The sequence below is a fragment of the Bacillus yapensis genome (assembly GCF_005280205.1).
Classification (GTDB): domain Bacteria; phylum Bacillota; class Bacilli; order Bacillales; family Cytobacillaceae; genus Robertmurraya; species Robertmurraya yapensis.
Genome location: NZ_SUND01000005.1, coordinates 51,605 through 63,908, shown reverse-complemented (window position 1 = coordinate 63,908; position 12,304 = coordinate 51,605). Strand labels below are relative to the sequence as shown.

Genomic DNA, 12,304 nt, shown 5'->3' with positions numbered 1-12,304 from the left:
GAAATTTATAATGGGTGTTATAGCAGCAGCAATCGCAATCGGTTTAGCAGCACTAGGTGCTGGTATTGGTAACGGTCTTATCGTATCTCGTACAGTTGAGGGTATCGCTCGTCAACCAGAAGCACGTGGTATGCTTCAAACTACTATGTTCATCGGGGTTGCATTAGTTGAGGCGATTCCTATCATCGCGGTAGTTATCGCATTCATGGTAATCGGTGGCTAATCATTAATTAATATGTTAAAAATGGCGAAGATCTTTTATGAGTAGCTTCGCCATTCCTTTATGTCAATAATCATTCTTCTATTGAAGTGAACGACTCTTGAAGGGAGTGAACCTGAGGGTGTTAACAAATAGTCTAGTTTTAGGTGCTGCAGAAGCACATGGTAGCAATTTTAACGGTGGGGATATTGCATTCCAACTTATCATGTTCTTAATTTTGATGGCTTTACTTAAAAAGTTTGCATGGGGTCCATTAATGGGTATCATGAAACAACGTGAAGACCACATTGCGAATGAAATAAATTCTGCTGAGCAAAGTCGTACTGAAGCTCACCAATTAGTAGAAGAACAGCGCAATCTTTTAAAGGAAGCGCGTACAGAAGCACAAGGCTTAATTGAAAACGCGAAAAAGCAAGGTGACCTCCAACGTGAGGAAATCATCGCATTGGCGCGTACAGAAGCTGAACGCTTAAAAGAATCTGCTAAACTTGAGATTGATCAGCAAAAGGAAAAGGCTGTCGCGGCTATTCGCGAGCAAGTCGCTTCTCTATCTGTTCTAATCGCTTCTAAAGTTATTGAAAAAGAGCTTTCTGTAGAAGATCAAGAAAAGCTAATTAACGAATACATTCAAGAAGGCGGGAGATAACGATGAGTAGCTCAGGTGTAGCAAAACGCTATGCATCGGCTCTTTTCCAGCTCTCGAAAGAACATAACCTTCTTGACCAGATGGAAGCAGAGCTTCGTGTAGTAAAAGAGGTATTGGTAGATAATGCTGAATTAAATGCTGTCTTAAAATCTCCAAAGCTTCCGATTGAAAAGAAGAAAGAGATTTTGAAGAATGCATTTTTACATGTAAATACATATGTGTTAAATACACTTATGTTATTAATCGACCGCCATCGTGTGAATGAAATCACAGCTGTCGCTGATGAATTTATCCAATTGGCAAATGAAGATAGAGGAATTGCAGAAGCACTAGTATACACGATTCGTCCTTTAACAGACGAAGAACGTGAAGCTTTATCTTCAACTTTTGCGAAAAAGGTTGGCAAAACTTCTCTTCGTATCAATAATATCGTGGATTCTAACTTGCTCGGCGGCGTAAAGGTACGCATCGGAAATCGTATTTTCGACGGGTCTTTAAGCGGAAAGCTAGAGCGTTTAGAAAGAACACTTTTAAGTTAAGAACAGGTATTGCGTCAACGGACGCATTCTATTCGTAGATAGGGGTGAAACTCATGAGCATCAATTCTGAAGAAATTAGTGCGCTGATAAAAAAGCAGATTGAAAACTATCAGTCGGAAATTCAAGTGAGTGATGTAGGTACGGTTATCACAGTCGGTGACGGTATCGCTCGTGCTCATGGCCTCGACAATGTCATGGCTGGAGAGCTTCTTGAATTTTCAAATGGCGTTATGGGTATGGCACAAAACCTTGAAGAAAATAACGTCGGTATCATCATTTTAGGACCTTTCACAGACATCCGTGAAGGTGACGAAGTTCGTCGTACAGGCCGTATCATGGAGGTTCCTGTAGGGGAAGAACTAATCGGTCGTGTAGTGAACCCACTAGGACAACCAGTGGATGGCATGGGACCAATCAATACAACAAAAACTCGCCCAATTGAAAGTCCGGCTTTCGGTGTTATGGATCGTAAATCCGTACACGAGCCACTTCAAACGGGAATTAAAGCGATTGACGCTCTTGTGCCAATCGGACGCGGACAACGTGAGTTGATCATCGGTGACCGTCAAACTGGTAAAACATCTGTTGCGATCGATACAATCTTGAACCAAAAGGGTCAAGACATGATTTGTATCTATGTGGCAATCGGACAAAAAGAATCAACAGTTCGTGGACTCGTTGAAACTTTACGTAAAAACGGTGCAATGGAGTATTCAATCGTTGTTACTGCATCTGCATCTCAACCAGCTCCATTACTATACCTAGCTCCTTATGCTGGTGTATCAATGGCTGAAGAGTTCATGTTACAAGGAAAACACGTGTTAGTTGTATATGATGACTTGACAAAACAAGCATCTGCTTACCGTGAACTTTCCCTATTATTACGTCGTCCTCCAGGTCGTGAAGCATATCCAGGGGATGTATTCTACTTACACAGCCGTTTATTAGAGCGCGCTGCGAAGTTAAGTGATGCAAAGGGTGCTGGTTCAATCACAGCTCTTCCATTCATCGAAACTCAAGCAGGTGACGTTTCTGCTTATATCCCAACAAACGTTATCTCCATTACTGATGGACAAATTTTCTTACAATCTGACCTATTCTTCTCTGGTGTACGTCCAGCGATTAATGCCGGTCTTTCCGTATCTCGTGTAGGAGGATCTGCGCAAATTAAAGCGATGAAGCAGGTAGCTGGTACATTACGTCTTGACCTTGCTTCATACCGTGAGCTTGAGGCATTTGCTCAATTCGGTTCTGACCTTGATAAAGCAACTAAAGCGAAATTAGAGCGTGGTGCTCGTACAGTAGAGGTATTAAAACAAGATCTGAACAAGCCATTAAAAGTAGAAAAGCAAGTTGCGATTCTATATGCGTTAACACGTGGCTTCTTAGATGATATTCCGTTAGAGGATATTCGTCGTTTCGAATCTGAATTCCTTTCATGGTTAGACCACAATCACAAGAATGTGTTAGACCATATTGCTACTACGAAAGTGCTTCCAACTGATGATGAGATGGCAGCAGCAATTAACGAATTCAAAAAATCTTTCGCAGTATCTGAGTAATACGGGTCTATATTAGAACGCAAGGGTGTTTGATTCTCACCCTTGCTCGACAATCTTGATAAGGTGGTGAGAACTTGTGGGATCATTACGCGATATAAAAAATAAAATCACTTCTACTAAGAAGATGAGCCAAATTACAAAAGCAATGGAAATGGTTGCAGCATCCAACTTTACCCGAGCTGAACAGAACGCGAAGGCATTTGTACCCTATATGGAGAAAATCCAAGAGGTGACAGCATCCGTTGCGCTTGGTAGCAGTGATGCAGCCCATCCAATGTTAGTGAAGCGTCCAGTGAAGAAAACGGCTTATTTGGTTATTACTGCTGAACGTGGACTTAAGGGATCGTTTAATAGCAATGTGTTGCGTGCAGCGATGCAAGGTATTAACGCACGTCATCAATCAAAGGATGAGTATGTCATCATTTCGCTTGGAAAAGTAGGACGTGAATTTTTCAAAAAGCGCGATATGAATATTGCCCTTGATTTAACAGGAATCGCCAATCAGCCAACATTTGCTGAGGTGAAAGACACTGTAAATAAGACGATTGGTATGTTTATTGACGGAGCGTTTGATGAACTGTATATGTTCTATAATCATTTTGTCAATCCAATTCAAAATGACGTTATAGAGAAAAAAATTCTACCTCTCACCGATATTGAAACTTCTAAAAAGCCTATGAGCTATGAATTTGAGCCTTCAGCAGAAGAGATTTTAGAAGTATTACTTCCTCAATATGCAGAAAGCTTAATTTTCGGAGCCCTTTTAGATAGTAAAGCGGGAGAGCATGCAGCGGGAATGTTAGCGATGAAAAATGCAACCGATAATGCAAAAGAGCTAATCAATTCATACAGCCTCTTGTTCAACCGTGCAAGACAGGCTGCCATCACGCAAGAAATCACCGAAATCGTCGGTGGAGCTGCAGCGTTGGAATAAAGAAAAGCGGAGGCGGCTTGCTCAGCCCCGACAAGCGCTGGAAGGCCAGAGGTTGAAGTTGGTACTTTAACTTCAGCATCTGGGCTGAAGCGACCTCGAGGGGCTAGCCGCTGGAGCTAGACAGTATGAAAAGCGGAGGCGGCTTGATTTGTCGCTTGTGCTAAGAACTATAAATTTTATTGGAGGTTAGGAAGTCCGACTTCCTACCCCATTTGCTATGAGAACGTGATTAGGAGGGAATAAGATGAATAAAGGACGCGTTGTTCAAGTTATGGGTCCGGTTGTTGACGTGAAATTCGAAAGCGGCCAACTACCTGCAATCTATAACGCATTAACAATCGTTAACGAAGCGCGTAACGAATCTGAAGTTGCTATCAACTTAACTCTTGAAGTTGCCCTTCATTTAGGTGATGATACGGTTCGTACTATTGCAATGGCTTCAACTGACGGCTTAACTCGTGGAGCTGAAGCTGTTGACACTGGTGGACCAATCTCTGTTCCTGTAGGGGACGTTACATTAGGACGTGTATTCAACGTACTTGGTGACAATATCGACCTTGACGCACCACTTCCTACTGATATTCGTCGTGACTCTATCCACAGAGAAGCACCTAAATACGAACAACTTTCAACTGAAGTTGAAATTCTTGAAACTGGAATTAAAGTAGTAGACCTACTTGCTCCATATATCAAAGGTGGAAAAATTGGTCTATTCGGTGGTGCCGGTGTAGGTAAAACCGTTTTAATCCAGGAATTAATCAACAACATCGCACAAGAACACGGTGGTATCTCTGTATTCGCTGGTGTTGGTGAGCGTACTCGTGAAGGGAACGACCTTTACCACGAAATGACGGATTCAGGCGTAATCAAGAAAACTGCCATGGTATTCGGACAAATGAACGAGCCACCTGGAGCACGTATGCGTGTTGCTCTTACAGGATTAACAATGGCTGAATATTTCCGTGATGAGCAAGGACAAGACGTTCTATTCTTCATGGATAACATCTTCCGTTTCACGCAAGCAGGTTCGGAAGTTTCAGCTCTTTTAGGACGTATGCCGTCTGCCGTTGGTTACCAACCAACTCTTGCAACTGAAATGGGTAAATTACAAGAACGTATCACATCTACTAACGTAGGTTCTGTTACATCTATCCAAGCGATCTATGTACCTGCCGATGACTATACGGATCCGGCTCCAGCAACAACATTCGCTCACTTAGATGCAACAACAAACCTTGAGCGTAAGCTTTCTGAGATGGGTATCTACCCTGCGGTGGATCCACTTGCTTCAACTTCTCGTGCATTGTCACCAGATATCGTTGGAGAAGAGCACTACGCGGTAGCTCGTGAAGTTCAGTCAACTCTACAAAAATACAAAGAATTACAAGATATTATCGCAATGCTAGGTATGGATGAGCTTTCTGACGAAGATAAGCTTGTTGTACAACGTGCACGCCGTATTCAAGTATTCTTATCTCAGAACTTCCACGTTGCTGAACAGTTTACTGGACAGCCAGGTTCATACGTACCTGTTAAAGAAACTGTTAAAGGTTTCAAGGAAATTCTTGAAGGCAAATGGGACCACCTTCCAGAAGATGCATTCCGTCTTGTTGGACGTATCGAAGACGTCATCGAGAATGCAAAGAAAATGGGCGTAGAGGTCTAATCTAGGACCAGGAGGGTAAAAAATGAAGACGATTAAAGTCAGTGTTGTTACTCCCGATGGCCCGGTGTATGAATCAGATGTGGAAATGGTCAGCACAAAAGCTCTAAGCGGTGAGCTTGGGATTTTACCTGGGCACATTCCGATGGTTGCACCGTTACAAATAGGAGCCGTTCGCTTAATTTCGGGCGGAAATACAGAATATGTTGCAGTGAGTGGTGGCTTACTTGAGGTTCGACCTGAACAAGTAACGATCTTAGCTCAAGCTGCTGAAGTATCAGATAACATCGATGTCGATCGTGCATTGAGAGCAAAGGAACGCGCAGAGAATCTTTTACACCAGCAAAAGCAGGAAAATATTGATTTCAAACGTGCAGAACTTGCTCTAAAAAGAGCGATCAACCGCTTAGATGTTGCGGGCAAATAATCGATGAACCAACACCTTCCAGTGTATTGCTGGGAGGTGTTTTTTTTCAATTGGGAAAGTTTTCTGTTTCAGTGGTTTCAGTCTCTTCGTGAGAATATACCCATTCAGAACTTCATCTTGAAGGGCAATTTAAACATTCGCGCCAACCACAAAAAAAGGTAATTTCATCCACATTTTCAGAAATTGTAAGACATCCTCATATTCTCCAAACCAATCCAATAATTATATAAGACGAGGTCATTTTTTAATCTCTTTTACCCTGTTAATTCGTTGCTTATTGTTTTTTTTCGTAAATGTCCTAAAGCCGACATTTACACCTCATACGTGCTTTAGTGCAACATATTATTTTTGCAAGGCACTTTTCGCTACTTGATAATGAGTTTAAGAGGCACTATTACTATTCATTTAAAAAATTGATAGCTAGAAGCAATAATGTTTGCGAAAAGAGCCTTATTTTTAAGATTTCTGCAAATTTGAACAAAATTTGACAAAACTCACAGACAAACGATGCAAACTACCATTAAATAGTAATTAGAGAGAAAGGAGGAAAGTCACCGAAAAAAGCATTCCTTTTTTCAAAAAAATAGATTAGAAGATCAGTTGTTAAAAGTCTCCAGGCTTTGTCGACACCAGATTCTAACAATGTTATAATGAATTCGGTTACAAATTGTAAAGTTTTGAAAAGTTTTACGACTTTGGAGGGGAAGGGGTATGGAACTTTTTAACTTATATCAGAATAACTATCTGATTGTAGTAGTGTTTCTGTGTCTCGGGGTAATTTTACCTGTGGTGGCGCTTTTTTTAGCCAAGCTGTTACGTCCGAATGTACCGTCGGAAGCGAAATATACCACATACGAAAGCGGTAACGATCCATTTAATGATTCACTTGTTCAATTTAATGTTCGTTACTATATTTTTGCCCTGTTATTTGTCATTTTTGATGTGGAAACAGTCTTTTTGTATCCATGGGCTGTTGCCTATGAAAAATTAGGCATCTTTGCGCTCATTGAAATGCTAATTTTCGTATTCATGCTACTTATCGGACTTGTCTATGCATGGAAGAAGAAGGTGCTAAAATGGATTTAAAATTAGAGAATATTTCACCAGAAGAAATGGAAGAAGTGCAGCGTTCCGTACTAATGGCTTCATTAGAACAAATAAAAGGTTGGGCTCGGAGTAATTCATTGTGGCCAATGACATTCGGGCTTGCTTGTTGTGCCATCGAAATGATGGCGTCTAGTAGTGCCCATTACGATTTAGACCGATATGGTACTTTTTATCGTAACTCACCGCGTCAATCCGATGTCATGATTGTTTCGGGTACGGTGACAAAGAAAATGGCGCCAATCCTTAGACGTCTATACGACCAAATGGCAGAACCAAAGTGGGTTATTGCGATGGGGTCTTGTGCAACTGCGGGTGGACCGTATGTTAAATCCTATTCTGTGGTAAAAGGTGTGGATCAAATCGTACCGGTGGATGTGTATATTCCTGGTTGCCCACCAAACCCAGCTGCCCTAATCTATGGAATTAATAAACTTAAAGAAAAGATCCGTTACGAGGCGAAAACCGGGAAGAGGGTGATCTAATCGATGAGCGGGGAAAAAGATTTAGAACAACTTAAAAAAGAAGCGGCTGAAAAAGCGAAAGCTGCGGCTCTAGCAAAAAGAAAAGCGATGGAGCATAAGGAAGCCGCAGCTGAAAAGCCAGCTGAACCTGCATCAGAAGATGAAGACATGGCGAAGAAAAAAGCAGCTGCAGCGGCAAAAGCAAAAGCTGCCGCGCTAGCGAAAAAGAAAGCGATGGAGCAAGCGGAATCAGCAACTGAAGCAACAGCCGAACCTGAATCAGCAGCAGAAGATGATGATATGGCGAAGAAAAAGGCTGCAGCAGCAGCTAAGGCAAAAGCCGCCGCGCTAGCGAAAAAGAAAGCCATGGAGCAAGCGGAAGCTTCAGCAGAAGCACCAGCCGAGCCTGAATCAGCTGCAGAAGAAGATATAGATTTAGCAAAGAAAAAAGCCGTCGCTGCTGCCAAAGCAAAGGCCGCTGCAGCCGCAGCCGCGAAAGCGAAAGCTGCCCGAATGGCACAAGCGGAAGGCACAGAAACAGCACCAGCGAGCGATGATGAAAAAGCTAAAGCAATTGCCGCTGCTAAAGCGAAAGCCGCCGCAGCCGCGAAGGCAAAAGCTGCAGCAAAAGCAAAACAAGAAGGTGCCGATTCAGCTCTAGCTGGTGACGACGAAAAGGCGAAAGCAATTGCTGCCGCTAAAGCAAAAGCAGCCGCAGCCGCAAAAGCAAGGGCAGCTGCTGCAGGAAAGACAGCAGAAGCACCGGCAGAAGAGGTCAAACCTTCAGTCAATCAGCCTTATCTTGATAAATACGTGAAAGTCATTGAGGAGCACTTAGGGAAGGATGTTATAGAAGATTCCTATATTAATAGACTCTCCAAGGATGTTCCAACACTCGTGGCGAAGCGTGAATACTATTATAAAATTGCGCAATTCCTCAAATACAACGAGCAACTCGGCTTTGAATATCTTTCAGAGCTGCACGGGGTTGACTATGAAACGCATATGGAAGTGTATGTGCACTTGTATTCCTACATAAACAGTCAATCTGTTGCTTTAAAAGTGAAATTGGACCGTGATGAACCAGCTATTGAATCTTTGTCTACCCTTTGGGCAGGTGCGAACTGGCCTGAATGTGAAGCTTATGATTTACTAGGAATTCAATTCCATAATCATCCGAATTTACACCGGATCATGCTTGGTGAAGAATGGGTTGGTCATCCGCTTAGAAAAGACTATGAACCGTATGATGTGGAGGTGTAAAGAGTGTTACGAACAGAAGAAATGCTTTTGAACGTAGGACCTCAGCATCCGAGTACGCACGGTGTTTTTCGACTCATTTTAAAAATCGACGGGGAAACGATTAAGGAAGCAAAGCCGGTCATCGGCTACCTTCACCGTGGAACAGAGAAGCTGGCGGAAAACCTTCAATACACACAAATCATTCCCTACACTGATCGGATGGACTATGTCTCAGCGATGACCAACAATTACGTCATCTGTCACGCTGTTGAAACGATGATGGGAATCGAAGTACCAGAACGCGCTGAATTTTTACGTGTAATGGCAATGGAACTAGGACGTGTATCAAGCCATTTGCTTTGGTGGGGCACATTCGTCCTTGACCTAGGAGCGACAAGTCCACTACTCTATGCTTTCCGTGAAAGAGAAATGATTCTTAATCTATTAAATGAACTTTCAGGAGCTCGCTTAACCTTCAACTATATGCGTGTTGGCGGCGTCAAATGGGATGCACCAGAAGGTTGGGTTGATAAGGTGCGAGAATTCATTCCTCATATGCGCGAGCAAATCAAGGGCTATCATGACCTTGTAACGGGCAATGAAATTTTCCTTAACCGTGTAAAAGGGATTGGAAAATACACGAAAGAGGATGCTTTGAACTATTCTCTAAGTGGACCAAATCTTCGCTGTACAGGTGTGAAGTGGGATCTTCGTAAAAATGAGCCATACTCCATTTACGACCGTTTCAATTTTGATGTACCGGTTCGCGAAGAAGGCGATGTTCTCTCTCGTTACCATGTCCGATTTGCCGAGATCGAGGAAGCTTTGAAAATATTAGAGCAATGCGTCGAGCAGTTTCCGGAAGAAGGACCGATCCTCGCGAAGGTGCCAAAAATCATTAAAGCACCAAAAGGAGAAGCCTTTGTTCGAATCGAATCTCCTCGTGGAGAAATCGGCTGCTACATTGCAAGTGATGGTAAAAAAGAGCCATATCGTCTAAAATTTAGAAGGCCATCCTTTTATAACCTGCAAATCCTCCCGAAATTGCTTGAGGGAGAAAGCATTTCAAACTTAATTGCCATTCTAGGAGCAGTAGATATCATCCTAGGGGAGGTGGACGGCTAATGATTGAGGGTCTATTACATGATCAAGCTGGTCTATTAAACTTTGTCATTTTCTTTGTCCTCGGTGCCGTTTTACTATTAGTGATACTTGGTTTTGTTACATATGCAATTTTAGCAGAGCGGAAGGTAATGGGTTTTATGCAGATGCGCTACGGACCGAATCAGGTTGGGGGCCCATGGGGATTACTGCAAACTGTTGCAGACGTTCTGAAGCTTTTATTAAAAGAAGATACGATCCCGAAATTAGCGGACAAACCGTTGTTTATTCTAGCACCGGTGATCGCGTTTGCGCCATCCTTCATGGTCATCGCGACAATCCCGTTTACGGATAAGCTACAGTTTGCTGATATTGGCGTCGGACTGCTCTATTATATTGCTGTCTCTGGGCTAACGACGATTGGAGTTGTGATGGCAGGTTGGTCATCCAACAACAAATTCGCGTTACTTGGTGGAATGCGTGCCGCAGCACAGATGATTTCGTATGAAATTCCGTTAGTCATGTCCGTGCTCGGCGTCGTTCTTTTAACCGGCAGCTTAAACCTCAACGAAATTGTTTCAGCACAGGAGAATGTCTGGTATATCCTCCTTCAGCCGATTGGCTTTATCGTCTTTTTCATTGCTTCAGTGGCCGAATTGAACCGGATTCCATTTGACCTTCCAGAAGCGGAAAATGAGCTAATTGCTGGATACTTTGTTGAATACTCAGGATTCCGATGGGCATTCTTTATGCTCTCTGAGTACGTGTATATGTTTGCGATGGCGTCTTTAACAACCGTTCTATTCTTAGGTGGTTGGCTGCCATTATTCTCATTCCTGGACTTCATCCCAGGTGCTGTCTGGTTTGCACTGAAATTTAGTCTAGTGATATTCATTTTATTATGGTTCCGAAGCACGTTCCCACGTATTAAGGCGGACCAACTAATGGAATTCGGCTGGAAGGTATTATTACCAGTCGCACTCGCCAATATCTTCCTCACTGCCATCATCAAAAGCTTATTTTAGGTAGCAGGTACCACACTGTGAGGGGTTTAGTCATGGGAGTAAAATGTAAAAAGGGGTGAAGAACATGCTTGGGTTTGGATTAGCAAAAGGTTTAAAGTATACCCTGAAAAACTTAACGAAGGATAAGCCAACTTACGATTATCCGAAACAACCAATTCCATTACCCGATCGTTTCCGAGGCATCCAGAAGTTTTACCCGGAAAAATGTATTGTCTGCAATCAATGCGCCAATATTTGTCCGACGGATTGCATTCAATTAACGGGGAAAAAGCATCCGGATCCGACGAAAAAAGGGAAAGTCATCGATACGTATGACATCAACTTTGAAATTTGTATCCTTTGTGACTTGTGTACAGAAGTTTGTCCTACAGAAGCCATTGTCATGACGAATAATTTTGAGCTTGCTGAATACAGTCGCGATGATTTATTTAAAAATCTAGAATGGCTCGATGAAAATGACGAGAATGTTCGGAAGGTGAATAAGGCATGACCTTTTCTGGTGAATTATTAGCGTTTCTTTGTCTCGCTTTAGTCGCAGTCATCGGTGGTGTGCTTTTACTGAATTTGACGAAAGTCGTGCATATGGTCGTCGCACTTGTGTTCACGTTTATCAGTCTTGCAGGAATCTACGTGCTACTCTCAGCAGAATTCGTAGCTGTTGTTCAAGTGCTGATTTATTCAGGAGCCATCACGATTATCATGCTATTTGGAATCATGCTGACTCGACATAACGACACGAGCGAGCCCAAAGGTGGAACCCTCAAGAAAATCTTTCTTTTCTTAGGCGTTCTAGGGTTTGGCGTTGCAGTCTACATTGGCATTTATAATTTAGACTTCAACCCACAAGCAACTACTTTACATGAAAACAATACAGAGCAAATCGGGATGGCGCTCTATTCCAAATACATCATTCCGTTTGAGTTAACCTCTGTCTTGCTTTTAGTCGCATTGATCGGCGCGATCATTTTAGCGAAAAATGACAATAAGAAGGAGGCGGATAAGGAATGAGTAGTGTTCCCGTTTCAGCCTACCTAACCCTTGCTTTAATTTTGTTTTGCATCGGTCTATACGGTGCTTTGACAAAAAGAAATACGGTCATCGTATTAATTTCAATAGAATTGATGCTGAATGCCGTCAATATTAATCTAGTAGCTTTTAGCAAATTCGGCATGATTCCTTCTATTACAGGTCAAGTCTTTGCCTTATTTGCGATTGCGGTTGCTGCAGCAGAAGCGGCAGTAGGACTAGCGATCTTAATCGCCCTTTACCGCAACAAGAAAACCGTTAATATTGATGAAATGAATGACCTTAAATCTTAAAAATTTTCTACGACCCGCATCAAAGGCGGGCCCAATCAAACGCGCAGAGCATAGTAGT

At 42.6% G+C, this 12,304-nt stretch carries 15 protein-coding genes; all 15 read left to right on the top strand.

Annotated features, from left to right (window positions below):
• Nucleotides 1–10: 10 nt before the first annotated feature.
• The 15 genes from atpE to nuoK all read left to right on the top strand — a co-directional run bounded on the left by atpE (nucleotide 11) and on the right by nuoK (nucleotide 12,246).
• Nucleotides 11–223: a F0F1 ATP synthase subunit C gene (gene atpE / locus FAR12_RS07985; protein ID WP_126408150.1), complete on the top strand. Its 213-nt coding sequence runs from the start codon at nucleotides 11–13 to the stop codon at nucleotides 221–223.
• A 118-nt stretch (nucleotides 224–341) separates the two neighbouring features.
• Nucleotides 342–866 (top strand): F0F1 ATP synthase subunit B, encoded by a 525-nt coding sequence (gene atpF, locus FAR12_RS07980; RefSeq protein ID WP_126408148.1) that lies wholly within the window; start codon nucleotides 342–344, stop codon nucleotides 864–866.
• Between the two features lie 2 nt (nucleotides 867–868).
• Nucleotides 869–1,405: a F0F1 ATP synthase subunit delta gene (locus FAR12_RS07975; protein WP_126408146.1), complete on the top strand. Its 537-nt coding sequence runs from the start codon at nucleotides 869–871 to the stop codon at nucleotides 1,403–1,405.
• 53 nt (nucleotides 1,406–1,458) lie between these two features.
• Nucleotides 1,459–2,967 (top strand): F0F1 ATP synthase subunit alpha, encoded by a 1,509-nt coding sequence (gene atpA / locus FAR12_RS07970; protein ID WP_126408144.1) that lies wholly within the window; start codon nucleotides 1,459–1,461, stop codon nucleotides 2,965–2,967.
• Between the two features lie 76 nt (nucleotides 2,968–3,043).
• The gene (atpG, locus tag FAR12_RS07965) at nucleotides 3,044–3,901 is read left to right on the top strand and encodes an ATP synthase F1 subunit gamma (protein ID WP_126408142.1); all 858 of its coding nucleotides are present in this window, start codon (nucleotides 3,044–3,046) and stop codon (nucleotides 3,899–3,901) included.
• Nucleotides 3,902–4,145: 244 nt separating this feature from the next.
• Nucleotides 4,146–5,567: a F0F1 ATP synthase subunit beta gene (gene atpD, locus FAR12_RS07960; protein WP_126408140.1), complete on the top strand. Its 1,422-nt coding sequence runs from the start codon at nucleotides 4,146–4,148 to the stop codon at nucleotides 5,565–5,567.
• A 22-nt stretch (nucleotides 5,568–5,589) separates the two neighbouring features.
• Nucleotides 5,590–5,991, top strand: a complete 402-nt coding sequence (locus FAR12_RS07955; protein ID WP_126408138.1) for a F0F1 ATP synthase subunit epsilon — start codon at nucleotides 5,590–5,592, stop codon at nucleotides 5,989–5,991.
• A gap of 711 nt (nucleotides 5,992–6,702) precedes the next feature.
• Complete coding sequence (locus FAR12_RS07950; protein WP_126408136.1) at nucleotides 6,703–7,077, top strand: NADH-quinone oxidoreductase subunit A; 375 nt, start codon at nucleotides 6,703–6,705, stop codon at nucleotides 7,075–7,077.
• 26 nt (nucleotides 7,078–7,103) lie between these two features.
• On the top strand, nucleotides 7,104–7,580 hold the full coding sequence (locus FAR12_RS07945) for a NuoB/complex I 20 kDa subunit family protein (RefSeq protein WP_425456151.1): 477 nt from the start codon (nucleotides 7,104–7,106) through the stop codon (nucleotides 7,578–7,580).
• Nucleotides 7,581–7,583: 3 nt separating this feature from the next.
• On the top strand, nucleotides 7,584–8,822 hold the full coding sequence (locus tag FAR12_RS07940; RefSeq protein WP_126408132.1) for an NADH-quinone oxidoreductase subunit C: 1,239 nt from the start codon (nucleotides 7,584–7,586) through the stop codon (nucleotides 8,820–8,822).
• A gap of 3 nt (nucleotides 8,823–8,825) precedes the next feature.
• Entirely contained in the window at nucleotides 8,826–9,926 is a 1,101-nt protein-coding gene (locus FAR12_RS07935) for an NADH-quinone oxidoreductase subunit D (RefSeq protein WP_126408130.1), read from the top strand.
• Nucleotides 9,926–10,927 carry an NADH-quinone oxidoreductase subunit NuoH gene (gene nuoH, locus FAR12_RS07930; RefSeq protein WP_126408128.1) on the top strand — a complete coding sequence of 334 codons (1,002 nt, stop codon included), beginning with the start codon at nucleotides 9,926–9,928 and terminating at the stop codon, nucleotides 10,925–10,927. Before FAR12_RS07935 ends, nuoH begins: the two co-directional genes overlap by 1 nt.
• A 64-nt stretch (nucleotides 10,928–10,991) precedes the next feature.
• Complete coding sequence (nuoI, locus tag FAR12_RS07925) at nucleotides 10,992–11,417, top strand: NADH-quinone oxidoreductase subunit NuoI (RefSeq protein ID WP_126408126.1); 426 nt, start codon at nucleotides 10,992–10,994, stop codon at nucleotides 11,415–11,417.
• Nucleotides 11,414–11,935: an NADH-quinone oxidoreductase subunit J gene (locus FAR12_RS07920; protein WP_126408124.1), complete on the top strand. Its 522-nt coding sequence runs from the start codon at nucleotides 11,414–11,416 to the stop codon at nucleotides 11,933–11,935. The genes nuoI and FAR12_RS07920 overlap by 4 nt, the downstream gene beginning before the upstream one ends.
• Nucleotides 11,932–12,246 carry an NADH-quinone oxidoreductase subunit NuoK gene (nuoK, locus tag FAR12_RS07915; RefSeq protein WP_126408122.1) on the top strand — a complete coding sequence of 105 codons (315 nt, stop codon included), beginning with the start codon at nucleotides 11,932–11,934 and terminating at the stop codon, nucleotides 12,244–12,246. The genes FAR12_RS07920 and nuoK overlap by 4 nt, the downstream gene beginning before the upstream one ends.
• Nucleotides 12,247–12,304: the final 58 nt, after the last annotated feature.

Coding starts and splice junctions, on each gene's coding strand:
- atpE (WP_126408150.1), top strand. CDS start 11: ATGGGTGTTATAGCAGCAGCAATCGCAATCGGTTTAGCAGCACTAGGT.
- FAR12_RS07975 (WP_126408146.1), top strand. CDS start 869: ATGAGTAGCTCAGGTGTAGCAAAACGCTATGCATCGGCTCTTTTCCAG.
- atpA (WP_126408144.1), top strand. CDS start 1,459: ATGAGCATCAATTCTGAAGAAATTAGTGCGCTGATAAAAAAGCAGATT.
- atpD (WP_126408140.1), top strand. CDS start 4,146: ATGAATAAAGGACGCGTTGTTCAAGTTATGGGTCCGGTTGTTGACGTG.
- FAR12_RS07955 (WP_126408138.1), top strand. CDS start 5,590: ATGAAGACGATTAAAGTCAGTGTTGTTACTCCCGATGGCCCGGTGTAT.
- FAR12_RS07950 (WP_126408136.1), top strand. CDS start 6,703: ATGGAACTTTTTAACTTATATCAGAATAACTATCTGATTGTAGTAGTG.
- FAR12_RS07945 (WP_425456151.1), top strand. CDS start 7,104: ATGGAAGAAGTGCAGCGTTCCGTACTAATGGCTTCATTAGAACAAATA.
- FAR12_RS07940 (WP_126408132.1), top strand. CDS start 7,584: ATGAGCGGGGAAAAAGATTTAGAACAACTTAAAAAAGAAGCGGCTGAA.
- nuoH (WP_126408128.1), top strand. CDS start 9,926: ATGATTGAGGGTCTATTACATGATCAAGCTGGTCTATTAAACTTTGTC.
- nuoI (WP_126408126.1), top strand. CDS start 10,992: ATGCTTGGGTTTGGATTAGCAAAAGGTTTAAAGTATACCCTGAAAAAC.
- FAR12_RS07920 (WP_126408124.1), top strand. CDS start 11,414: ATGACCTTTTCTGGTGAATTATTAGCGTTTCTTTGTCTCGCTTTAGTC.
- nuoK (WP_126408122.1), top strand. CDS start 11,932: ATGAGTAGTGTTCCCGTTTCAGCCTACCTAACCCTTGCTTTAATTTTG.